This is a genomic window from Caulifigura coniformis (assembly GCF_007745175.1).
In the GTDB taxonomy this organism is placed as follows: domain Bacteria; phylum Planctomycetota; class Planctomycetia; order Planctomycetales; family Planctomycetaceae; genus Caulifigura; species Caulifigura coniformis.
In genome coordinates, this window is sequence record NZ_CP036271.1 from 2,265,813 (window position 1) to 2,289,920 (window position 24,108).

Annotated in this window: 19 protein-coding genes; 10 read left to right on the plus strand and 9 right to left on the minus strand. The window is 64.5% G+C overall.

Going from position 1 to position 24,108, the window contains the following annotated elements:
- Positions 1–8 precede the first annotated feature (8 nt).
- From Pan44_RS08900 to Pan44_RS08915, 4 genes are all read left to right on the plus strand, one after another.
- Complete coding sequence (locus Pan44_RS08900; RefSeq protein WP_145029301.1) at positions 9–956, plus strand: tetratricopeptide repeat protein; 948 nt, start codon at positions 9–11, stop codon at positions 954–956.
- The gene (locus Pan44_RS08905) at positions 937–1,335 is read left to right on the plus strand and encodes a hypothetical protein (protein ID WP_145029303.1); all 399 of its coding nucleotides are present in this window, start codon (positions 937–939) and stop codon (positions 1,333–1,335) included. The genes Pan44_RS08900 and Pan44_RS08905 overlap by 20 nt, the downstream gene beginning before the upstream one ends.
- Positions 1,336–1,490: 155 nt before the next feature.
- Positions 1,491–2,432, plus strand: a complete 942-nt coding sequence (locus Pan44_RS08910; RefSeq protein ID WP_197453960.1) for a sigma-54 interaction domain-containing protein — start codon at positions 1,491–1,493, stop codon at positions 2,430–2,432.
- A 190-nt stretch (positions 2,433–2,622) separates the two neighbouring features.
- Positions 2,623–4,845 (plus strand): transglutaminase family protein, encoded by a 2,223-nt coding sequence (locus Pan44_RS08915; protein WP_197453961.1) that lies wholly within the window; start codon positions 2,623–2,625, stop codon positions 4,843–4,845.
- Positions 4,846–4,939: 94 nt separating this feature from the next.
- On the opposite strand, the gene Pan44_RS08920 is transcribed toward Pan44_RS08915, so the two are convergent.
- Positions 4,940–5,833, minus strand: a complete 894-nt coding sequence (locus Pan44_RS08920) for a ThuA domain-containing protein (RefSeq protein WP_145029310.1) — start codon at positions 5,831–5,833, stop codon at positions 4,940–4,942.
- Between the two features lie 174 nt (positions 5,834–6,007).
- Between Pan44_RS08920 and Pan44_RS08925 the strand changes: the two genes are divergently transcribed.
- Positions 6,008–6,598, plus strand: a complete 591-nt coding sequence (locus tag Pan44_RS08925) for a formaldehyde-activating enzyme (protein WP_145029312.1) — start codon at positions 6,008–6,010, stop codon at positions 6,596–6,598.
- Between the two features lie 87 nt (positions 6,599–6,685).
- Here the strand turns inward: Pan44_RS08925 and Pan44_RS08930 are convergent, their stop codons facing one another.
- From Pan44_RS08930 to Pan44_RS08955, 6 genes are all read right to left on the minus strand, one after another.
- Positions 6,686–7,453, minus strand: a complete 768-nt coding sequence (locus Pan44_RS08930) for a polysaccharide lyase (RefSeq protein WP_145029313.1) — start codon at positions 7,451–7,453, stop codon at positions 6,686–6,688.
- Positions 7,454–8,099: 646 nt separating this feature from the next.
- On the minus strand, positions 8,100–10,022 hold the full coding sequence (locus Pan44_RS08935) for a UbiD family decarboxylase (protein WP_145029314.1): 1,923 nt from the start codon (positions 10,020–10,022) through the stop codon (positions 8,100–8,102).
- 90 nt (positions 10,023–10,112) lie between these two features.
- The gene (locus Pan44_RS08940; protein WP_145029315.1) at positions 10,113–10,445 is read right to left on the minus strand and encodes an FmdB family zinc ribbon protein; all 333 of its coding nucleotides are present in this window, start codon (positions 10,443–10,445) and stop codon (positions 10,113–10,115) included.
- Between the two features lie 81 nt (positions 10,446–10,526).
- Positions 10,527–12,287: a cytochrome c peroxidase gene (locus tag Pan44_RS08945; protein WP_145029317.1), complete on the minus strand. Its 1,761-nt coding sequence runs from the start codon at positions 12,285–12,287 to the stop codon at positions 10,527–10,529.
- Positions 12,288–12,386: 99 nt separating this feature from the next.
- Positions 12,387–12,920 carry a carboxymuconolactone decarboxylase family protein gene (locus tag Pan44_RS08950; RefSeq protein ID WP_145029319.1) on the minus strand — a complete coding sequence of 178 codons (534 nt, stop codon included), beginning with the start codon at positions 12,918–12,920 and terminating at the stop codon, positions 12,387–12,389.
- Between the two features lie 223 nt (positions 12,921–13,143).
- Complete coding sequence (locus tag Pan44_RS08955; RefSeq protein WP_145029321.1) at positions 13,144–13,674, minus strand: peroxiredoxin; 531 nt, start codon at positions 13,672–13,674, stop codon at positions 13,144–13,146.
- 237 nt (positions 13,675–13,911) lie between these two features.
- Between Pan44_RS08955 and Pan44_RS08960 the strand changes: the two genes are divergently transcribed.
- Positions 13,912–14,793, plus strand: coding sequence for a LysR family transcriptional regulator (locus tag Pan44_RS08960; RefSeq protein ID WP_145029323.1), 882 nt, complete (start codon positions 13,912–13,914; stop codon positions 14,791–14,793).
- A gap of 52 nt (positions 14,794–14,845) precedes the next feature.
- On the opposite strand, the gene Pan44_RS08965 is transcribed toward Pan44_RS08960, so the two are convergent.
- Positions 14,846–15,745, minus strand: a complete 900-nt coding sequence (locus Pan44_RS08965) for a M28 family peptidase (RefSeq protein WP_197453962.1) — start codon at positions 15,743–15,745, stop codon at positions 14,846–14,848.
- A 283-nt stretch (positions 15,746–16,028) separates the two neighbouring features.
- Here Pan44_RS08965 and Pan44_RS08970 point away from each other — a divergent pair, with 283 nt between their 5' ends.
- From Pan44_RS08970 to Pan44_RS08985, 4 genes are all read left to right on the plus strand, one after another.
- A complete protein-coding gene (locus Pan44_RS08970; RefSeq protein ID WP_145029325.1) occupies positions 16,029–17,240 on the plus strand; it encodes an MFS transporter in 1,212 nt (403 codons plus the stop codon).
- Positions 17,241–17,357: 117 nt separating this feature from the next.
- Positions 17,358–18,290 (plus strand): hypothetical protein, encoded by a 933-nt coding sequence (locus tag Pan44_RS08975; protein ID WP_145029327.1) that lies wholly within the window; start codon positions 17,358–17,360, stop codon positions 18,288–18,290.
- Between the two features lie 103 nt (positions 18,291–18,393).
- Complete coding sequence (locus tag Pan44_RS08980; protein ID WP_231754261.1) at positions 18,394–19,815, plus strand: DUF1501 domain-containing protein; 1,422 nt, start codon at positions 18,394–18,396, stop codon at positions 19,813–19,815.
- Between the two features lie 659 nt (positions 19,816–20,474).
- The gene (locus Pan44_RS08985) at positions 20,475–22,136 is read left to right on the plus strand and encodes a DUF1549 and DUF1553 domain-containing protein (protein WP_197453963.1); all 1,662 of its coding nucleotides are present in this window, start codon (positions 20,475–20,477) and stop codon (positions 22,134–22,136) included.
- Between the two features lie 69 nt (positions 22,137–22,205).
- On the opposite strand, the gene Pan44_RS08990 is transcribed toward Pan44_RS08985, so the two are convergent.
- Positions 22,206–23,747: an FAD-dependent oxidoreductase gene (locus Pan44_RS08990; RefSeq protein ID WP_145029333.1), complete on the minus strand. Its 1,542-nt coding sequence runs from the start codon at positions 23,745–23,747 to the stop codon at positions 22,206–22,208.
- Positions 23,748–24,108: the final 361 nt, after the last annotated feature.

The following is a 24,108-nucleotide window of genomic DNA, read 5'->3' on the forward strand; positions in this document are numbered from 1 at the left end:
ACACGTCCATGACTCGCCGCACCGTCCACCTCGACTTCGCCTGCCTGCCAGCCCTGCTGGCCGTTATGGCGACGTCGTGGGCCGCCGCGGACGAACCGTTTCCGTTTCCCGCTCCTCCCGTCCGCACGAAGGCGCCCGTCTACCTCGCTCCGGAGTCACGTCCCGCGCCGACGACCGCGCTCCCGCGGCTGACACCCTCCTCCGGCATCCGGACGGCGCAGTCGCCAGCCGAAGCCGAACCCGCGCCCCGCGGCGGCCTCGTCCCCCCCGTTCGCAAGTCCGTCGTGGCCGACACCGCCGAAACCGACCGGCGTGTCGAGCGTCTGAAGCGACAGCTGGAAGAACTCAACGAACTCTTGTCGCGGCCCCCCGTCGAGCCGCCGGTGATTGAACGCACCATCGTCCTGCCGATGCCCGAGTCGACACATCACGAAGCCGATGTGACGTCCGTCCCTGCCGAAACTCAGGTCGCCCCTCCCGCGTCGGCCCCGACCCCACCGCCGCCCGAACCCGCGCCCACCGAACATCCCCGGCCGGAGCCGTCATCGCCGGCGGCGCCCGAAACCTCGAAAGCGGCCGCGTCGAGCCTCATCAAGGGGCTGCCCGTCTCGGCCCTCGACCGCGTCTACGTCGCCGACAACCTCTTCGCCGCCGGCGAATACGTCCTCGCCGACGAGATCTACCAACAGGTCGATCGCAAGGCGATCTCCGGAAACGAATCGGGCTGGGTCGAGTTTCAGCTCGCGAACTGCAGCCGCCGACTCGGCCGGATCGATGACGCCAGGAAGCGTTATCGCCGAATTGTTGCCGACCCAACGCTCGGCTGGCTTCAGGACATGGCCAAGTGGCGGCTGGATGCAATCGACGAGCGCGAACAGCTCGTGAAGGAACACGCGCGGCTCGACGCCGCGATCAGGCAACACACGGAGGTGCCCCATGCCGCGAACAGGCAGTGATCGGCTCACCGGAGCCGAAGCAGACTTTGCGATCGCCGTCCACGAGCTTCGGCAGGTCACCGGGGCGCTCCGCGAATGGCAGACAGGCTTCACCCGCGGTTCGTCCAATCCCATGGACGAACTCCAGCGCTCGCTCGACCGGATCATCGAAGTCGACGAACGCATCGTGGAAGCCCGAAAGATGCGGGACATCCGACTGACCGACTGGAAGGCCATTGATGACGAATATGCCCTGGGACTCCGGGAAGCCATCGAAACCGTGCAGTCGCTCGCGACACAGCTCGACGGCGAACGCACCCGGCTCGCGCCCAGAATCGATGCAGGAGTCAAACAGCGGGAAGTCCGCAGCGCCTATTCGAGGGCGCTTTCCAGGCATTAGACGACGTCGACGCGTGACCTTGTTGCAATTGTGCACGTTCCTCCAGTCGAGCGAACGCTGACACAGCACCGGGGGCGATGAGTCAGGAAGTGAGTCCGGCCGCTGCCACGGGGGTGGAGGCGCCGCCGAATGTTCTCAGAGGGCCAGGGGGGAAAATGCAGCTGGTGTTCCAGTCTCGAGCCATGCTCAAGGTCCTTGAGCAGGCCCGGCGATTTGCGCGTACAGGCGCCACGGTGCTCATCTGCGGAGAGAGCGGCGTCGGCAAGGAACTCGTTGCGCGCATGCTGCACACCGAAAGCCCGCGATCCCTCGAACCCTACTGCCGCGTCAACTGCGCCGCCCTCGCCGAGTCGCTCATCGAAAGTGAACTCTTCGGACACGAGGCCGGCGCCTTCACCGGCGCGCTCACCCGACGTACCGGAAAATTCGAAGCCGCGGCCCGCGGGTCGCTGTTTCTCGATGAAATCTCGGAGGTCGCCCCCACAGTCCAGGGAAAGCTCCTGAGAGTGCTCGAGGAAGCCGAGTTCGAACGGGTCGGCGGAAATGATCTTCTGCCGATGCAGGCCCGTGTCATCGCCGCCACGAACCGTTCCCTCGCCGAACTCGTCGACGGCGGAGAATTCCGGGCCGACCTCTTCTACCGCCTCGACGTCCTGCGACTCGAAATCCCCGCCCTCCGCGATCGCAAAGACGACATCCCGATCCTCGCCCAGCATTTCGTTGAACGCTTCCGCGGCGACTCCCTGCATGGAGTTCGCGGTTTCAAGCCGGCCGCCATCCGCCGGCTCGCCGACTATCACTGGCCGGGGAACGTCCGGCAACTCAGGAACGTCGTTCACCGCGCCTGCGTCGTCGCGGAGCAGGACCTGATCGACGAAGCCGATCTCAAGTCGCTGGAAACGCACGTCGCGGACGAGCATCCCGTCTCGCTGCCGTTCGACTCGATGTCGCTCGCGGAAATCGAGCGGCAGGTCATCCTGCAGCGGCTCGAGCACTGCCGCGGCAACAAGACCGCCGCCGCCGCCGCGCTCGGAGTGACCGCCAAGACCCTCCGTAACAAGATCACCGAATACCGCCGCCTCGGCTACGCCTCGTGATTCGTGCGGGCCCCATCCGAACGAAGACGCCCACTGAGTCCTTCTCGCCGCGACGAACTCTGGCTCGCGACAAAACCCGCCCGGCAAGGAGAAGGCCCCCTGACGAAACCGCGTGTCATCTGCCGTTTCGCCGCCTACGATGAGGGCACGCGACGGCAACCGGCCCTCGCGACTCCTTCGTGAGGCTGGCATGCAGTTCCTTCTCCGCCGCGCGTTCCTCTCGATCTGCCTCGGCGCGCTCGCGACCGTTCCCGCCATCGCGGAAGATTCGTCCGCCGGCAAACCCGTCGCGGTCGAAGGCGTCCAGTCGCTCGTCGCCAAAGTGCAGCCCTCCGTCGTCGTCGTCACCGTCGGCGACCGCGACGGCCGAACGCTTGGAGTCGGCAGCGGCGTCATCGTCCGGGAAGACGGACTGATCGCCACCAACCTGCACGTTCTTGGCGAAGGCCGCCCCCTCACCGTGCGCCTGTTCGACAAGCGCGAGTTCCCCGTCACTCAGATCTACGCCCACGAGAAATCGCAGGATCTCGCCCTCATCAGGATCGAAGCCGACAAGCTCCCCGCCCTCGAACTGGGGGACAGTGATGAACTCCAGCAGGGGCAGCCCACCGTTGCCTTCGGCAACCCCCAGGGACTCGAGCACAGCGTCGTCACAGGGGTCGTCTCCGCCCTCCGCAGTGATGTGGATGGCATGAACATGATCCAGCTCGCCATTCCGATCGAACGTGGCAACAGCGGCGGCCCCGTCGTCGATTCCGACGGCAAAGTCGTCGGCCTGCTGACGCTCAAGTCCCTCGTCACCGAGAACCTCGGCTATGCCGTCGCTATCAATTCGCTCAAGCCGCTGCTCGAAAAGCCGAATCCCATCGCCATGGGCAAATGGCTCACCATCGGCGCCCTCAATCCGCGCCACTGGCAGGTCGTCGGCGACGCCCGCTGGACACAGCACGCCGGACGCCTGCGCGCGGATGGACCCGGAAAAGGGTTTGGCGGCCGGTCTCTGTGCCTTTCAACGCAATCGGTCCCCGAAACTCCGTTCGAGGTCGCCGTTCAGGTGCGGCTGCGTGAGCAGGATGGCGCCGCCGGCCTTGTCTTTCATGCCGACGGCGGAGACCGCCACTACGGTTTCTATCCCACCAGTGGAAAGCTCCGCGTCTCGCGCTTCGACGGGCCGGTCGTCTACGACTGGCACGTTCTCTGGGAAGAACAGCGCGCCGAGTACAGCCCCGACGCCTGGAACGAGTTGAAGATCCGCGTCGAGAAAGATCGCATCCAGTGCCTCTGCAACGGAGTCGTCGTCTACGAACTGGAGGACGACTTCTACCGCAAGGGGAAAGTCGGCCTCGCGAAATTCCGGCACACCACCGCCGAATTCAAGAACTTCCGTCTCGCCGAACGCATTGAAGTCACCCAGATTGACGACGCCACGCGCTCGATGATCAGCGAGATCGTCAACGACATCGGCGACAGCCCGGCCCCCAACCCTTCGCAGGTCGGACGCATCTCAGAGAAACCGGTCGCCCAGTTCGCGGCCGTGAAGGAAGCGGAACGCCTGGAGAAGCAGGCGGCCTGGCTCCGGCGACTCGCCCGTGAAGCCTATGAGGCCAGCGTCCGCGAGAAAATCGTGGCCGCGCTCAAACCGGCCAGCGGCGAACCTGACCTCCTGGCCGCCGTCCTCTGGATCGCCGCCCTCGACAACGAGGAGCTCGACGTCGAGTTTTACAAAGGCGAGATCGACGCCCTGGCAACGGAGCTCAAATCCCGCCTCAATGAAACGATGAACGACCGCGAAAGGTTCGAAGAACTCCGCAAGCTTCTCTTCGAGGACTCCGGATTCCACGGCAGCCGCGCGAACTATCACAGCGCCTCAAACAGTCACCTCAACGAAGTGATCGACGACCGTGAAGGACTGCCGATCACCCTGTCAGTCGTGACCATGGAAGTCGCGCGACGAGTCGGTCTCAAGGTCGAAGGCGTCGGACTCCCCGGCCACTTCATCGTCCGGCTCGTTCCTTCAGAAGGAGAGCCGCAGCTGTTTGATGTGTTCGACGGCGCGAAGCCGCTCACCAGGGCCGAAGCCTTCGCCAGGGTTGATCGCGGAGAGCCCGATGAGGAATGGCTCAAGGCGGTCGATGCTTCCGCCATCTGTGCGCGCATCCTGCGGAACCTGCTCAGCACGCTGAACATTCAGGAGACTCCCGAAACCGCCCTGCGCTACATCGAAACGATCGTCGCCCTCGACGCCGATTCCATCTCCGAGCGGCTCCTGCGGGCCGTCCTGAACTACGATCTGCACCGGATCGAACAGGGCCTCGAGGATGTCGACTGGGTCCTCAAGCAAAGGCCCGCCGGCGTCGATCTCGACCGCGTCCGTCAGCTCAAAGAGGCCCTGCAGCTCCGCGCCAAACCCTGAGCCCAGCTGGCACTGCCCGTGGATGGCACTGGCTCCGCCAATGCCATTCGACGAAGCACTCTCGAACGCAGACCTCTCCGCCGAGACTCCCGTCCTACTTCGCCGCCGCAACCGGCTTCGGCATCAGGTAGCCGTCGAGCTGCCTCGCCTCGAGATTCACAGGCGCTCCCGACTTCGGCACCTCGACGCCTGCCGTCCACAGCGCCGCATTCGTCAGCAGCCGCCGATAGCCTTCCTGCCCCAGGCTGGCGTGCAGGTGAGCCCCGGTGAACGTGAATGACCGTCCTCCGTTCTCGCGCTCATACGCCCACGCCACAACCGACTCCTCGGGCTTCGTGGTCTTGTCCTTCGGACCGATCGTGCTCATCAGCGGCGTCACTCCTTTCCGCTCCGGCACAAAGTCGAGCTTCCACAGAAACCCGTCATCGATCGAGAACGGCGTCACGCCCCGGCTGATCGGATGCTCGGGAAACGCGGTGAACTCGTGCACCCAGTGGGCTCGCTTCGACGTTCCGCCCTTGAACGTCGCGCCCAGCAGGCTCTTTCCCTTGTCGCCGAGCCCTTCCGGAAAATCGACCAGCTGATGCAGGCCCACCAGCCCCACTTTCTGGTCGGCCAGTTTCTGGATCTGGGCAAACCGGTCTCCCTGCAGGAAGCCATGTTTCTTGCCACCGTCGAAGAACATCACGACGCCTTTGGCCCCCTCAAACGTTTCCGGTTTCGTCGGCCAGTCGAGCGCCAGCACGGGAGCCACGCCCGGAGTCTGCTTCAGCAGGTCCGCCAGCGCCGCGCATCCCGCGACGTACTCATGTTCGCCCGGCTTGAAGTAGTTGCTCCCCGCAATCAGCACGATCTTCGCCGCATGGGAGTCCTTCGGAGCCTCTTCCACTTTCAGGCCGGCCGGCAGCACAACATCCGCCGCGGGAGCCGAAACGCAGACAAGCAGGACACTGGCCGACAGCAGACTCGAGCTCAGCAGACGAAGCATGTTGCACCTTGAGCGGGAAGCACGGACGCCACGTTCAGAAACTGTCGCCGTGATTCTGCCGCCAGTGCAATCCGCCGTACAGTGAACGGCGATGCCGTCGCTTCACCATTGAATTGTCCCTCCGGGCCTTTAACGTTTCACTGGTCTCCCACCCTTTCTCGAAACAGAACGTCCATGGCCAAGAAGAAAGCCCAGAAATCCAAGTCGGCCAAACTCGGCCGCGTCGTGCTCCGCACCGGTGAAGCCCTCTATGAACCGGAGAGCGGACCGTCCTATCTCGCGGCCGAGCCGGAAGTCGTCATCGGCGAACTCGATGGCCCCGTCGGGTTCGCGATCGCCAACCTCATCGGCGACCAGACCAAGGGACACTCGCGCGTCTTCGCGATCCTGAACTGCGACGTGCAGGTCCGCCCGACCACGCTGATGGTCAGCAAGGTCACCGTCAACAGCGAGAAGTACACCAACATCCTGATGGGCTCCGTCCAGGCGGGTATCGCCAACGGCGTCCTTGACGCCGTCCGCGCCGGCGACATCCCGAAAGAAAAGGCCAACGGCCTCGGAATCATCGTCTCCGTCTGGCTCGACCCAAGCGTGCTCGACGCCGACAAGGTCGACCACGAAGGTCTCTTCGAATCGAACCGCGCGGCCACGGCCACGGCCCTCGGCAAAGCCATGCGCGGTGAGCCCACCATCGACTGGCTCCTCAAGAACCAGAACAACGTGACTCACTTCTTCCACGAAATGGGCGTCAAAGGCGAGCTCTGAAATACCAGCGCCCCGGCCTCTCTGAAGCAGCCGGGGCGCTCCAAGTTTCTGGAGCGCCCTTTCCAGCACCTCGTGGCGCCCCCTCGATCAACGCCGATCTACCCGGATCTGGCCGATCTCCAGATGGCTGTCCGTCTTCGGCGCCCACGAAGCGTCTCCCCCGCCGTGGAACACTTCGAACTGGACGCTGTCCGCACCGAACGTCTCCTCGCGACGCCATTCCATGTCACGACGCTCGACCACCAGCTGCTCTGCCGTGCCCTTCTGCTGAATCCAGACCAGCAGCGCGCCATCACGCTGGCCTGGCCGATTCATCCGCGTCTGAATCCTCACCTGCGTCGGTTCGCCCCGCACAAACCGGAAATCACTCGGGAACGGAAAGCTCTCTCCGTACTTCCCCGGCTGGTGCATGTGATAAACGTAGGCCTCGCCGCGACCGTCCTTCCGCCACATCAGCCGCGCAGAGAACCCGTTCATTCCATCGGCGGGCCGGCCGCCGGTCACGGACTCAGGCCCCCCGGAAATCCCTGGAAGCTTTCCCCCTTTGACGAACTCGAAGTCGGGATCGAAACACACGGTGTAAGAGATCGTCAGGTCATCCGAGCGGCCGTACGGGTACCTCCAGCCGGCCCCGCCGTCGGCAGGCCCGATTGCGCCCGCTTTGCACGTAATCCGCAAAGCATTCCCGGCCTCGCGCCGAACCACTGAAACACGTCCCTCTTTCACGCCATCCTCATACTCGCAGCCAGGCCAGTCAGCCTTCCACCGCGCCACCGGATACATCCCGGCATCGCCGGAAATCACCACGGCCTTCGCCGGCTCGGCCGCCCGAACAACAAGGCCAACGGTCGCCACAACGCCGAGTACGGTCGCCCGAATGAGACGCCGCGCTTGTCGCGTTCGATTGCTGCACTGCATGAGTTCCGCCGTTTCTTCCCGAATGCTGTCCGTTAAGCCGCCTCGACTCGCGGGCGGGCCCCCCTCGCCGCGATGAAGGAACCGATCGGGACCTGGACATCTTCAAAGCTGGTATTCCGGGTTCCGCAGCCGATGAATGGACGAATGCGAATCGAGGATCGTTCTATCGCCTGCACAGGAGCCATGAGAATGGCCGAGGGGGCGTGGACATTCGCTGTCGCGGAGGCCGGCCCCCGGGAGTAGACCTGTGACGAACTGTGACGACCTGTGACAGCGACAAACCGCCTGAAACATTGGAGTTCTGGACCTGTGACACGTGTGACATGTGTGACGAGCAGTGGAGTCTTTTTTCACCCCCTCTCGCGGGGCTGATCACCCTTGTTTGCATTGCCAAAGAACGGACTCTCTACCCTGACGTGAGGGGTTGCGCATCGTGAAGAATCTTCGCATGGCTGAAGGGGCATTGGGCCCTAACCTTCCTTTGGGAAGGTGGTTGCGTCGTGTGCCGAATCGAGATCCTGACATCGAGCCGGGACGTTTTCGCCAGCGCGGAGAGCAGGTTGAATGTCCGGTCGCGGGCGGCCTAGATCAATCCGTGCAGCGGGCCTCCCTTCGCCCCCAGTTCCTCCACGCGCTTCACCACCTTCGGATCATCCACGATCGGCGGCGCATGATGCGGCTTGATCCGGGCATCAATCACCAGTGGCCCCCGACACCCGAAGTGCTTCTCCTCCACGAACGCATCCACCCCGTCCACATCCGCCGCCGGGTTCGATCGCGTAAAGGTCACCCACAGCCAGTTCTTCAACGACTCACTCGCAAACCGGCTGTCGTCGCAGAGCACGATCAGTGGAAACCCATCCAGCGATCGCACGTGCCCCATGAAGTCGCAGAACCGCCGCAGCTCGCCATCCGACTTCCGCGGTGACTCCGCCGGCCGCTGCAGCCGCTCCTCGATCGACTCCGATACGCCCGCATGTCGCGGCGCCTGCACGCACAACACCCCCGGCATCACAACTTGCGGCTCCGAGAACCCGTCCGGCAACTGCGTGTTGGATGGGACCTCCCCCAGCAGCGACCGCCGCTTTGACCCCGCCGCCGCGACGACCAGCTTCGATCCGCTGTTGAGTCCCGATCCGCTGTAGTCGAGCGTGTCGATCGTCGTCTTCGTCTGGAAATGCAGGTCGCGCCGCCAGTCGACCCGCTCCAGCACATGCTTGAGGAACACACCGATGTCATGCAGATCCAGCCGCGGATCATCCTGCTCGGCCGCGATGAACAGGTACTTCGCCAGCGACAGCTGCCCCTGACCCAGGATCGCATTTGCCTGCGTCAGGATCTCCAGCGGCTCGCGCTCCTTCGCATACGGCACATACCGCTCCGACCCGATCGCCAGCAGCAGCGGATGCACCCCCGCCTCATCCACTGCATGCACGGCCTTCACTCCCGGCAGCACCGTAGGAATCACCGGCCCCGTGATCTCATGAATGATCGCCCCAAAGCTCGTGTCCTCCTGCGGCGGCCGGCCAACGACCGTGAACGGCCAGATCGCGTCCTTACGGTGCAGAACCTCCTCGACCTTCAGAACCGGGAAATCATGCGCGAGGCTGTAATAACCCAGGTGATCTCCAAACGGGCCTTCCGGCAGCTGACGGTCCGGATCGACGGTTCCCGTGATCAAGAAGTCCGCATCGGCGAGGCCGGCCATCGGCTGATACCCGGCGCTGCGTCGATCCTTGAAACCGCGACAAGACACGTCGCGAACGAGTCGCACGCGCCGCCCCCCCAGGGCCCCCGCGAACGTCAATTCCGAAAGCCCCTCCGGCAACGGCATCACCGCGGACAACGTCAACGCCGGTGGTCCACCGACCGCGATCGAAACCCGAAACGGCTTGCCCGCTGCAATCGCCGCCGCATGGTGAACCCCAATGCTGCGATGAATCTGGTAGTGCAGCCCGACTTCCTCATCCTTCGCGTACGAGTTCCCCGACAGCTGCACCCGGTACATCCCCAGGTTCGATTTCATCCACCCCGGTGACCGCACATCCTCGCTGTAGACAATCGGCAACGTAATGAATGGCCCGCCATCGGCCGGCGCACTCACAATTGGCGGCAGCTCCGAGATCGTCGTCCGGTTCTCACACACCGGCCCGTTCGACACATACTTCGGCCGCATCGCCCAGGCCGTCGGCACCGCCTTCACATACCGAAATGGCCTCTTCGCCGCATTCCCCGGATCAACCTTCAGCTCCACCAGCCGCCGAACATTGTCCAGCGTGTCGCGGAACATGAACTGCGTCCGCTCCAGCGTCCCGAACAGGTTGCTGACCGCCGGAAACCTGCACCCCTTCAGCCGCTCGAACAGGATCGCCGGCCCACCCTTTTCATACACCCGCCGCTGAATCAGCGCCGCCTCGAGATACGGATCGATCTCGACCGAGACCCGCCTTAACTGCCCGGCCCGCTCCAGGTCCGTGACACATTCCCGAAGCGAACGATAACCCATGGCGGCAAGTGTTCCGTGTGCGACGGCTCTATGAGTCGTGCGAGTTCAAACAGGACGCGGCAATCAGAGAACCGCGGAATCGCAACGGAACTAATCCAGATGCTTCAGATCGCTCGGCTTGATCCGGTTGTTCTTATCAATAATCTTCGGCCCCTTGCCCGCCCGCTTCTCGTAGATGCCGTCCCCCGCCTTCACGTATTTCGTGAAGCCGAGCTTGTCCAGCTTCTTGTCGTCCTTCATCGCCCGGTTCATCGAGCCCTCGGTCCACGATCCGCCGATCGCCACCGGGACAATCACCCGCCGCACCGGCTCTCCCGTCTCCGGATGCGCCGTCAGCGGCTTCTCCTTCATCCCCTGCGCAATCTCGAAGCGAGGCCCCTCGGACCCATCAGCCTGAACAATTTCGTAGACGTAAATTGGCATGGGATGTGGCCACGGCGCTGCCGCCGTGGGGAAACAGGGAATTCGGCTCTCGACTGCTCGGCCGTCCGCAGAAACGTTCCGTCAGATCGACCGTAGATATTCTAACAGCCGGTTCAAGTCCTGAGGCCCGAGTCCTCCCGGGATCTGGTGCGAATGGTCTTCGAACACCGATCGGAGCGATTTTGCCCGGCCGTCATGCAGAAATGTCGACCGCTGGCTCACGCCCCGCAGCGAGGGCGGATTGAACTTCGACAACCCTTCCTCGTCCGTCAGCCCCACGTCAAAAACCGCATCCGTCGTGAACGTCAGCGAAGGAACGTGGCATTTCGCGCAGCCCTCGCGCTCGAACACCTGCCGTCCAGCCGCCACAGACTCCACCTGCTCTTCCCCCACCGGGTCCAGCACGGGGGGCGCCGCCCGCAGCGTGTGCAGGTAAGCGGTCAGATCCGAAACCTCCTCCAAGGTCGGCTGTGGCCCCTGCATGGACGACGTGATCGAACTCTCCACCTGTTCATGCAACTCGCGGAAGGCGCCGTTCCATCCCCAAGGATTGGCATCCCGCGTTCCCAGCAGTGACAGGATCTTCTTGGGCGTCCCGAATGTCCCGTCGCTGTGCGTATCCGCCAGCCCATTCGTCGTATGCCCGTCGACGTGGCATGAATGGCAGCTCAGCCACTGGTCGTGCGACAGCTTCGCACTGAAGAACAGCCGCTCCCCACGCGAAGCAGGCGTCGGCTCCGGCATCGGACCGAGGGATATCGTCTCGACCACCGCGCCGCCCGCCGGGTCGACGACCGAGATCGAATCGGACAACTGGTTCACGACGAAAACCGTTCCCCGATCATCCAGCACCAGCGAAAGCGGCCGCGCGCCGACGCTGATCCGCGCCGAGATTCCCGCCGGAGTCGTCAGGATCGAAAGGTCCCCCGTCCCGGACGAAAGCACGGCCCAATTGCCATTGCGCAGTTGGGCCAGTCCCGCCAGGTCCGCCGCGCCGAATCCCGGCTGCCCCACCTGCCGCACCGGCGTCTCGCGCTCCGCGGACGACGGATCGATCAGGCCGGCGAGCGGAATCTCGCGCAGCACGTTGTTGGTCAGCATCCCCCAATGGATGTCGTTGAAGTCGGTGTGCGCGAGGGGATTCTGGATCGAATGCGCAAAAACAACGTGCTCTTTGTCGCGCGACAACGCGACCCCTCGCACATTGCCACCGTGAAGGGAGCGCAGCGGCTTAACGGTGCGCTCCGCCAGGTCAATCAGCGCCAGCCGTCCACCGAAGGCGTCCACCACCAGCACACGCCGGTCATCCAGCACAAGCTGCAGCCGCGGGTTGAACTCCAGCGGCAGCACGGCCACGGGCCGCAGCTCCGGGCCCGCCGGTGTCAGATCGAGCTCCACCAGCGTGACACACCGCGACCACAATGACGCCACGCTCGCCAACCGGCCATCATGGCTCACGCAGACGCTGACCGGATGCTTCGCGACCGGCGCCGTCCCCAAGGTCACGACTGCGTCGCCATCAACTTTCAATCCGCGGAGTTCGTGCGTCCCCGCGTCCGTCGCCAGCAGCCAGCCCGTCGAAGGAATGGCCGCGAGATCCGTCAATGAACGCCCGACCGCCTGTTCCACGACGCGAGAATCGCCCGCCCCCGCGTCGTCGCCGGCCGACTTCAGCGCGACCAGCGACAGCGAGCCCGTCCCCTCGTTGGCAACCGCCAGCCGGGTTCCCCCCTCCAGCAGCACTGCGGCCGAAGGCTTCCTCCACGCAGGCGGCAACGCCCCATCCACCGGCGTCACACCGCCAACGAGAAGAAGAACTGCCAGAAAACGAACGCCGATCATCGAACCAATGCTCGCATGACGATCCGGGTCCCGGCCACCACCGCCGGCCCCACCATCATACCGAGTCCCGAGGGCCGGCACCCACTCCCGAACCCGCGCTTACGCGCCGACCCGGGCCGCCGCCACCGCGACCACAAACCCCTGCACCACCGCCGCGATCCGCACCACCTGCTGCACCCGGTCTTCGGTCACGTCTTCATGCAACAGGCTGTTCTCATGCGCCCGGATGCACATCTCGCACCCGGCCAGGACCGCGCACGCCATCGAACACATCTCGAACAGCTTCTTGCTCACCGCCGGCTTCGACATCCGCGACATCCGCAGACCCGCCGGCCGCTGTGTATAACTCTCTTTCCCGATCATGTGGCGGAACCGGTAAAACACCGTGTTCATCCCCATGATGGCGGCCGCCCCCTTCGCATCCGCGATCGCCTCGGGCGAGAGAGTCGTGCCGGCCTGCTGGATCAGCGCTTCGGCCAGTTCCGTTTCCTTCAGGAACACAGCGCTGCACAGCGCGATCGCATAACGCTCCTGCGGCTCGAGGTCGCCCGAATCGAGCACGCTCCCCAGGTTCAGCCGCAGGTCCTTGGTATCGTCGTTCAGCAGGCTTTTGAGTTCGTCGAGAGTCGGCATGGTTTCATTCGTTGCGGAAAAGTGGGTGCTACGGCTCTGTGAGCCGTGCGATCGCGGACCGGCCGCCCCCTGCGCGGCCGCGTGTCCACGAAAAAACCCCGGCCCCCTGGGGCGACCGGGGTCGACATCATGACACCGGGCGGAACATGACGCCGGGTGGCACTGGCTCTGCCAGTGCAATCCCAACACCGGCCATCAAACCGCATCACCAACCACCAGCGCCTTACGCCACCTTGATCGTGGCTTCGCCCTTCTTCCAGTTGCACGGGCACAGCTCGTCCGACTGCACCGCGTCCAGCACCCGCAGCACTTCGTCGACGCTCCGGCCGACACTCAGCGGATATGATGCGGCCCACTGGATCACGCCGTTCGGATCCACCAGGAACGTCGAACGCAGGCAGACGTTTTCCACCGGGTCAACGATCCCCAGGTCGAACGCCAGCCGCTGCGCGCCGATGAGCGGGTACTTCAGACCCTTCAGGTCGTCGTGCGACTTGCACCACGCGAGGTGCGAGTACTCGTTGTCCGTGCTCCCGCCGACCACGTCGCAGTCGCGGTCATTGAAGTCCGCCAGCCGGCGATTGAACTCCACCAGCTCCGTCGGGCAGATGAACGTGAAATCCTTGGGATAGAAGAAGTACACCGTCCAGCGGCCGGTCGACTTCTCGTTGGACACCGTGGTCAGCGACTTGTCGTTGCTGCCAACACAAGCCTTTGCGGAAAAGGTCGGAAACTTCTGTCCCACATTCAGCATCAGATTCTCTCCAGGTCGTTACTTGGTGTCCGGCCAACAGGCCGTCCGGGGGGCGTTTCGAAGATCAGGGTGCACAGGCGTCGTGCCTGCATCGAGCGTCCAGAAAGCCCTGCGTCGACGTGACGCCAGGCGAGCCAACCGGCGTCTCCCTTTCGCAAGCTTCAATCGTGGACATCTTAGGCCCACCCACCCATAATTCAACAGGGCATCACGTTATACTTTCAATAAGCACTGCTAATGGACCTGCCGTCTCTTCGGGCCATCCTCAAAATCGCTGAACGGGGCAGCTTCTCTCAAGCCGCCCGCGATCTCGGAGTCACCCAGCCCGCCATCAGCCAGCAGGTCGGCAAGCTCGAAACCGAGCTCGGACGCAGCCTGTTCGAGCGCCAGGGACGCCGCGTCACGCTGACCGAAGCCGGCGACAAACTCCGACGCCACGCGGAGCAGATCGTCGCCCTCGCCGACGACGCGCGAAGGATCGTCACGGACGACGGCGAGACGGGGAAAATCGTCATCGGCGCGATCCCTACCATCGCCCCCTATCTGCTCCCCGAGGTTCTTTGCGCATTCCGCGACGCCTGTCCCCGGGCCCAGGTCGAAGTCCACGAGGAAGTCACCGCCAGCCTCCTGCAACGCTGTGCCAACGGCGAAATCGACCTCGGCCTGCTCGCGCTCCCCGCCGAACGTCGCTATCTCCATCTCGAACGGCTCTACGACGAGGAACTGCTCCTTGTCGTCCAGGCGAGCCATCCCCTGGCCACGGCGCGAAAGGCCCGGCTCGAAGACCTCCAGGAAGAACCTTTCGTCCTCCTCGATGAGGCCCACTGCCTCTCCGGCGACATCCGCTCGTTCTGCCTGCGGAAGCGGTTCCAGCCTGTCACAACCGGCCGAACCACCCAGCTCGCCACCGTGCAGGAACTCGTCGCCCTCGGGCACGGGGTGTCGCTGATCCCCGAGATGGCCCGGCGTCGCGACGCCGACCCCAGGCGCATCTACCGCTCCCTTGATGGCGTCCGCCCGAAACGAACGATCGCCATGTGCTGGAACCCCGACCGCTACCAGTCAAAGCTGATGAAAAGCCTGATCAGCCAGCTTCGCAGGCTCTCACCCTCGCCATGACAGCGGACGTCGAAGCGCCGCAGGCCGAGTCTCGAGCCTGCGACCTCTTCGATCAAACACCCGCCAGCCCCGCCACCGCTTCCGTCACTCCCTTCGTCGCCTCCGTCAGCCGCTCGTAGTCCAGCGTCTCCGGCGTATCGCTCGCTTCGTGGTAATTCGGGTTCCGCAGGAAACTCGTGTCGGTAATCATCAGCGCCCGGTAACCCTGATCCCAGAACGAACTGTTGTCCGAACGGCGGATCTCCTGGATCGATTCCGGCAGCGCCACAGTAAACAGTGGCATCTTCGAGCCTCGCTTGAACCCCCGCCGAAACGGCCAGAGCAGCCCGGCCGATTTCGGGTTCCCGACGGCCGCCAGGAAGTTCGCCCGCTTCGGAAACAGCCACCGCAGCCCCTTCGGAATGCCCGGCGGAATCGACTGGCTCCCCGGCGCGTCGCTGTAGAACCCGACCATCTCCAGCGACAGCATCGCGTGAATCTTCTCCTCCCGCTGTCGACACCTCCGCGCGTGAATCTGGCTCCCCATCGAGTTCAGGTTGAAATAGGGCGGCTCTTCGCACGTCAGGGCAATGAAACGCAACGTCCTCTGGCATGTCCGACCGGCCAGCGCCCGCGCCACCTCAATCAACATCGCGACGGCCGATGCATTGTCGTCCGCCCCGGGCGTGCACAAGAGACTGTCGTAATGCGCCGCCACGATCACGATCTCGTCCGGCCGCTTCGTCCCCTTCCGCTCGACGATCAGGTTCCACACCGGCGCCCCCAGCGCCTCGTATTCCTCGCGGGCGACGGCATCCCCAGCGGCCGACAGTTCGCGCTCGATGTAGGCCGACGCCGCGTGCAGTGCCTCGGGCTTCACCGGCGGCCGGGGCCCGATCACCCCCGCCAGCATGTCGACATGCCGGAAGAGACGCCCACGAAGCGCATCCGAAGTCTCGAACGTGTCTGACAACTGGCCACCTTGTGCTGAGCCGACCGTCGTTCCCTGTCCTCCCTCCCATCATAGCGCCCCGGGAACGCCTGAGACCGATTCTCCACCAACCAGGTCAGCTCGAGCGGGGGACGTCAGCCCCTGATCAATCCCGCGACCGGCCCCGGTCAGGCACGCGGTCGGACGGCCCCACTTCCCTCGCGCCCGCCCCGACATCGGTCACTTCGATCGATTTGCCCATTGGCGTTTTCCGTGTCGCCGCTATTGTTCTCCGCATGTTCAGCTCCCGCGAATTGCTCCACGAATGAAACCTGCGGCCTGGACGTCGAGCGACGTCCTGCTTCTGATCGCTCTGATCGCCCTCGCTCTCAACCTCCGCTCCCCCTTCACAGCCGTCGCCCCGATCGTCGGTGAGATTCAGGCGGAACTGCAGATCAACAAAACGGTGGCCGGCCTGCTCACCAGCATTCCGGTCCTCTGTTTCGGGCTGCTCGCCCCCGTCGCCTCGCGCTGTATCGCCCGCACGTCCGTCGAAACCTCGATCCTGATCTCGCTGTCCGGTGTCCTTGCGGGAATCATGCTCCGATCCGCTGGAGGCGTCTCGCTGGCACTGGCCGGAACATTCCTGATCGGAGCGTCGATCACCATCGGCAATATCGTCAGTCTGGTCCTCATCGCCCGCGACTTCCCCGCCCGCGCCGCCGCCGTCATGGGCCTCTACACCTCCGCACTCAACGTCGGCCCCATGCTCACCGCCGCCTTGTCCGAGCCGCTGGCCAAAGCGATCGGCTGGCGTTGGGCGCTCGTCTCCTGGGGCCTCCTCGCCATTGCCGCTCTCGTGCTCTGGTGGCGGGTCATCGTTCGTCGCCGGATCGCAAGGAGCGTTCTCGATCCCCAGGCGACCGCGGCCCTGCAGAACGCCACGCCCCCCGTCGCCAGCGCCACCCACGTCCTGCGCCGTCCCGTCGTCTGGCTGCTCGTCGCCGGCTTCGCAGCCCATCTCTTCATCTATTACGGACTCGCCGCCTGGCTTCCTGAATACCTGCAGCAGGCGGCACGCATGTCCCCCACTCGCGCCGGCCTCGCGACGGCGTTCTTCCAGTTGTTCGCCCTGGCCGGCACTCTCGGAGTGCCGGCGCTCTCCGCCACCGGCCGTTTCGCGCGCTCCACGCTGCTCCTCGTCATCGCCATCGCCTGGCTCGCCACCACTCTCGGACTCCTGCTCGCTCCCGCACTCTGGCCCGCCTGGTGCATGACCGGCGGCTTCGCCTCCGGCGGCGGAATCACCGTCATCTTCATGCTCGCCATGGCTGCCGCGAACGGACTCGACGAAAACCGCAACATCTCCGCCGCCGTCCAGGGACTCGGCTACCTCATTGCTGCCAGCGGCCCCGTGGCCGTCGGCGGAATCGCCGAGTGGACCGGCTCATGGGGCGGAGGCTTCGCTCTCATGACCGCCTGCGGAATCATGCTCGCCGTCGTGGCCCAGGCGCTCGCCCGCGTCGTCAACGCTTGAGACCGAATCCCGATACGATTCAACCCATAGACAGCACTCGCAACCCACAGGTACTGTGTTGTCATTGCTGATGGAACGTTGTTGAAGGTCCTGGGTCGGCCCCGATTGCTCTGGGTCATGGACATCTTCCTCCGTCCGCCGTCTGCGTCCTGGGAGGCCGTCTGTCTCCCTGATGTCCCCGGTGCAGCCATCTGGGCCTGGATTCGCCCGCCCGCCGCTGCCTGTGGAATCATCTTCCAGATCTCGTATCACTCCTGCGAATCCTTTCCAGGCGTCTTCACCATCCGAAGGCTGCTCGATGCACTCGAAATCGACTGCCGGCTGACCCGCATGTGCTTCATCGGCGCCGAGTCGTTCGACGCCATGCAGGGCCTCAACCCGCAGCTCGATCTCCCCCTCTCGCCGCCAGCCCGGGGAGCCAATCCCTCGGCCACAGTCCACCTCGCCCCACCCACGGTTTTCGCCGCACCGCTCTCATCAACGCCGGCCCTCCGCCCCGCTCCCGCCGCGCGAGCGTTTGGCCTTCCTGCGCGCCAGCCCTGTGGACACGCCGCGGAGGCGATGTACCACACCATCGAGTCCGACTGGCATGCGATTCAGATCCTCGAATCCAAAAACCTCATCCTCCGCAACCAGCTCAATGCGTCGCTCAGCCGGATGCTGGCGTTCAACCGCGAGATGAGCCCGGACGAACGCAACGCCTCCGACACCCAGGATCACCGCGACTGGCAGGAAGCGCGCCGCTGGATCCGCGACGGGGCAGCGATCCTCGCTCGCATCGTCCGCGCTCACGATATCGGCACGACGAGCGCCGCCGGAGTGCGGAACCGCTTCGACGATCTCATCGGCCAGTTCATCACGCCCCGCCGGCCGCTCGAGAACCTCGCCGCCGTCCAGCACCTGTTCGAAGTCCACCGCAAGACGGTGCAGTCGCTCAACACCGAAATGCAGTCCGCGCACCACGGTCCGGCCCGCGACGGCGAATCGAAGGCCCAGGCCGTCATGGCCCGCGTCCGCGTCAAAGTTCAGGCCGCCCGAGGAAAGCGATAGACCTCCCTGAACGAAAATTGCCTCGTGACGTGCGTCCAGGGCCGGTAGGATCATGTCGACGCTCGCTCCGTGTCTTCGATGACTCTCACCGACCCAGCACATTGTGGCCAGGAATCACTCCGGAGTCCGAACCTCCACGCGGCTCTCGCGCCGCAATTGGCTTGCGGGAACGCTCGCGGCCCTGCGAGTTTCGATCGGTGCAGCGCCGGCGGGCCTGAACGCCGCGGCCCCCTCCAGCTTCCCCGGCTTCGGCCGGGCGAAATCCGTCCTGATGATTTATGCGAGCGGCGGACAAAGCCAGCTCGATCTGTGGGACCCCAAGCCGGCCGCGCCCGTTGAAGTCCGCGGGGCATTCTCGCCGATCTCCACCGCCGTCCCGGGAGTGCAGTTCTGCGAGCACCTGCCTTTAACCGCACGCGTCGCGGACCGGCTCACCGTCGTCCGCAGCATGTCGCACGAAGACACGGACCACGGATCGGCCACATACCTCACGCTCACCGGGCACTACCACGCCCGCCGCTCCGCCAACCCGCCCCCCGCGCCGTTCGACCTCCCCACCTTCGGGGCCGTAGTGAAGAAGGTCCGCCCCTCGCCGCGCCATCCTTATTCGGCCGTCCACATCAACGCCCCCGCCCTCGTCCCCATCCTCCCGGCCCCGGGCCAGAACGCCGGCTGTCTCGGAGCAAAATTCGCCCCGCTCATGCTTGGCGATGTCTCCGGCGAAACCGTTCCGCTGGAAGGCCTCGACCCGCTCGAGGATCTCTCCACAACTCGCTCCGCCCGGCGCCGCTCACTCCTCCGCGCCGTCGAAGAGTCCGCGACGCCCTGGAACGTCACGGAGATGCATCGGCTCGATAGCCACTACGACCAGGCCTATCGCCTGCTTGATTCGCCCCAGACGCAGCGGGCCTTCGACCTTTCGAGAGAACCGGACGCCGTTCGCGAACGATACGGTCGTAACCAGTCCGGCCAGGCCTGCCTGCTGGCACGCCGGCTCGTGGAAGCGGAGGTCCCATGGATCAACGTCATCTGGTCTCCCAGCAATCGCGGACAGGACACCCAGCCCGATCGCACGGATGCCTACGGGTGGGACACCCACAACGACATCTTCGATGCGCTTGAGAACCGCCTGCTGCCGCGCTTCGATCAGGGCTTCTCGGCGCTGATCGAAGATCTCGACCAGCGCGGGCTGCTCGAGCAGACGCTCGTCGTCTGCATGGGGGAGTTTGGCCGGGCCCCTCTCGTCGCACTCGAGCCGCGCTTTGCCGGAGCGACTCCCGGCCGAAAACATTGGGCCGCCGCCTACTCGATCGTGATGGCCGGCGCTGGCGTGGCCCGTGGAGCAACGTACGGCGCGACCGATCGACACGGCGCCGCTGTTCGCAGCAACCCCATCGGCCCCTGGGACGTCTCCGCCACCATGTTTGCGGCGCTCGGCATCGACCACTCCCAGGAACTCCACGATCTCACCGGCCGCCCCTTCTCCCTCGCCACCGGCCGCCCCATCACCGGCCTCTATTCCTGAACTCGTTGCCCGCCTGTGGAGTTCGCTGCCGACGCTGCCAGCGTCGGTGAACCGCAAAGTCCGGCGCCGGGTTCTCTGGACGTCGCCTCACGTCGCGGGGCTCGAAGCGGGCGAGGCCTGTCGGCCTCACCTGTTGAAGGCCCTTTGCGGCGGGCTGATGGGCGATGTGTGACGACCTGTGACGGAGACCTGTGACAGCAGAAATTGGTCTGAACCCCTGGGGATTCGTGACCTGTGACAGCTGTGACAGCTGTGACGAGTTTTTGGAGGTCATTTGCCCTCCGACTCGCCCGGTGATCACTCGTCAGTCTCCAATTGCGAAAGAACGAACTCTCTCCCAGTCCGGGAGAGGTTGCGCGCGGGGCGGAATCGAACGTGCCAGGGTATCAGGGGCTCTGTTCGGATCACTGTGGGGCCGGATCGCCATGGAGGGGCAGGAACCTGGGACGATTCCCAGCGGCGTGACGGCCAGATGTGTCATCGCCTCACCAACGAACATCACTGCCGATCCGGTCCTCCCCGATTTTCCAGGTTTCCTCCCAACGCTCCCCCCCATTTCCTCGTACAAGCGGCGCGGATATCCTGTAGAGCTGACGGGCGGGCGCCCCTCGACGGGTGATTTCGCCGCCTGTTCCCGGCGCTCTGCGGAGGTCACTGCGATGGTCGTTCGGCGATGCGGGCTCTTCCTCAACTCAACACTCGCGGCCTTCCTCGCCCTGCAGGCGTCGCTCTTTGATCCCGGTCCCGCACTCATCGCGGCCGAAGCTCCTGCCAAAGCATCTTCGGAAGTCGCCCCGTCGGACGCCGCCCAGCGACTCGCCGACCGCATCGATGCCCTCATCGAAGCGCAATGGGCCAAAGACAACATCACCCCCGCCCCGGTCGCTGAAGACGCCGAGTTCCTCCGCCGGGCTTCTCTCGATCTCTGCGGCCGCATCCCCGCCGGGTCTGAAGTCCGCGACTTCATGGCCGATGCTTCGCCGGCCAAACGCCGCGCTGCGATCGACCGGATGCTCGATTCTCCGACCTACATCGTCCACGCGACGAACCGCTGGCGGGAAGCGATGCTCCCCGAAGCCGATTCCGACGACATCCTCAAACGCATCGCCGTCCCCACCTTCGAATCGTGGCTCAGGTCCCGCATCGCCGAGAACCGCGACTACGCCGAAATCGTCCGCGAGATTCTCACCCTGCCGGTGGAGGGGGGAAACATGATGGAGGCGTTCAACCAGCCCGACGCATCCACCCCCGAAGCGTTCTACCGCGCCAAGCAGGCGAAGCCGGAAAACCTGGGAGCCGCCACTTCGCGTCTCTTCCTCGGTGTCCGACTCGAATGCGCCCAATGCCACGACCATCCCTTCGACAAGTGGAAGCGCGACGAGTTCTGGAGCTATGCCGCCTTCTTCTCCGAGTTTCAACAGCCAGCCGCAGGGCCCGTCACGGAAGCCCTCAAGAACGCCCTCACGCCCGACAAACACTCGCTCAAGATTCCCGACACCGAACAGGTGGTGAACGCGACTTACCTCGGAGGCCCGCAGCCCGAATGGACCGACCAGCAATCCGCGCGTGAGAAACTCGCCGACTGGATCACCTCCTCCGACAACCCGTGGTTTGCCCGCGCCGCGGCCAACCGCGTCTGGGCCCAGATGTTCGGCCAGGGGATCGTCGAACCGGTCGACGACTTCGGAGCCAACAATCCGCCCAGCCATCCGGAAGTCCTCGATGAACTGGCGAAAGCGTTTGTCGAGAACAGGCACGATCTACGTTTCCTCGCCCGGGCCATCGCCCTCAGCAAGACGTACCAGCGCACCAGCCGGCGGACGGATCTCTCACAGGACGCCCCCCGCACGTTCGCGCGGATGTCGGTTCGCGCCATGTCGCCCGAGCAGATTTTCGACAGTCTCGCCCAGGCGACCGGACGCTTCACCTTCTTCGATCCCGAACAGCCGTTGAACTTCAGCAACGACCCCGCGCGGCAGGAGTTCCTGGAAACCTTCACCAACGACAGCGAGTCGACCGTCGAACGCCAGTCCACCATTCTTCAGGCGTTGACCCTGATGAACGGCTCGTTCGTCGCCTCCGCCACCGACATCGCCGCCAGCCAGTCGCTGACCGCCGTGATCGAAGCCCCGTTCCTCAACACGCCCGAACGGATTGAAGCGCTGTTCCTGGCCGCCCTCAGCCGGCCGCCCCACGCCGACGAACTCAGCCGATTTCAGGCGTACGTCGATTCCGGCGGCCCGGAACAGGATTCGAAGAAAGCGCTGGCGGATGTCTTCTGGGCTCTGCTGAACTCCAACGAGTTCGCACTCAATCACTGAATCGACAGAGAGCGGGATGCGTTCGCCGGCTGATCTCGCGATCCGAAAGCACACCCAGGATCTGGGGTCTTAACTCTCCCCGGATGCAGGCCGTTTCTTCTCCAGCGGCGTTTCGGCCGGTCCGGCGATCACATGCCCATCGGTCGCGAATCGCGATCCGTGGCACGGACAATCCCACGTCTCCGCCGCCTTGTTCCAGCGCACCAGGCACCCCATGTGGGTGCAGACCGCCGAGAGCACGGTCACCCGGCCATCCGCGTCACGATGGACCGCGCAGCGATGCCCGTCCATCTTCACGATCTTCCCTTCGCCCCTGGGCACCGACTCCAGCGAATCGCCGTCGGGCGCAGACAAGTAATCTCCGAGCAGGTGCTTCGGGAAACTGAAGTTCTCCTTCAGGTAATTCCACAAGCCCTTCCTCAGCGCCCGACGATCCGTGCTGAACAGGTCGCTCCAGGGGTTGTCGCGCCCCAGCACGTAGTCGCACGCCATCATCCCCGCCAGCGTTCCGAACGTCATTCCGTTGCCGGCAAAGCCCGTCGCAATGAACTGGTTCTCGGCCTCCTCGCCGATGTAAGGGAGGCCGTCCGGCGTCTCCAGTACCTGTCCCGACCAGCGATGGTCGATTTCGATACCCGGCAGGTACGCCTTGAGAACCGTCTCCAACTGCGCATAGCAGCTCTCGGTGTCCGTCTCCTGTCCCGTTTTGTGATCCTGCCCGCCGAAGATCACGTAGTCGGTCTGTTCCCGGGGCTCGACACGCAGGTAGTAGTAGGGATCCTGCGTATCCCAGAACTCCGCATGCGGCACCACTCCCTTTTCAATCTCGCCGCCAATCACGTAGCTCGAATAGCCGGCGATCTTCGACTGCATCAGCGTCGCGCTCACCAGCCCCGCCTTGCCCATCAGCGGCACATGCGTCGCGATGATCAGTTTTCTGCACTGCAGCCGGAATCCATCAACCTCGGCTGCCAGAGGCTCGTCGATGACTTCGCTCATCTCACTCTCTTCAAAGAGATCGCAGCCGTCGCCGGGAATCCTCTTCGCCAGCTCGGCGAGGTACATCAGCGGATGAAACACCGCCTGGTTCGCAAACCGGATCGCCGGCCGGTTGAAGACCGGGGTCGCGGACACGAACAGCGCATCAAAACCGAGATTCCGCGCCAGCTCCGCTTCCTGTTCCAGTGATTCCACATCGTCGGTCGTCGCGTCGAGCGTGATCGGCGAAGTCAGGAATCCGGGGACCCGCTGGAAGTGACACCGGATCTGTTCGCGCCCGATGATGGACTCCAACAGGTTGATGGCCGCCGCTCCCCCTTCCCACGCCAGCCGCGCCTTCTCCTCGCCGAATCGGTCGACCAGTTCCGCCAGCCGCGTATCGGTCACCTGCGTCAGATGGGCCGACGTGTGTCCTGTCTCGGCGTCGGCGATCCGCCCCTTCTCGACGACGGCCACCTTCTGCCCGGCCTGTTTCAGCAGGTACGCCGCCGTCAACCCGGTGATTCCGCCGCCGACCACGACAGCGTCATACACCGCGTCCTTGTGCACCCTGCCGAAATGCGGACGATCTTCTTCAAGCCACAGTGGCTTCGTTTCGTGGAGGACAGTCATGGGAAGCGATTCCGTGAGAACCGGGAGTTGAACGATGGTCGGACGCCAGGGACGGTGACCGATCGCGTGCAGGCGGAGTTCGGCGCAGACGTCGTCCGAAAACGGCCGGAAACGAGGGACCGGCGTGGACCACTCGTGAAAAACGCAAACGATGTGCCCGACTTTCCGCGCAACCCGCCACGGAGAGGTGCAGGGAGCATGCACACAATGACTTTCAACCTGTCAGACACGCCCGTTCGCGACTTGAGATTCCGCCGGAATCGCAAGTCCGCGACTGCGGCCAACTTCCATTCATGGGGCCCATGGGGGAGGGGGAATAGGGGCGAGAAGTACGCACCACACATCCACTCGCGCCCTCCTT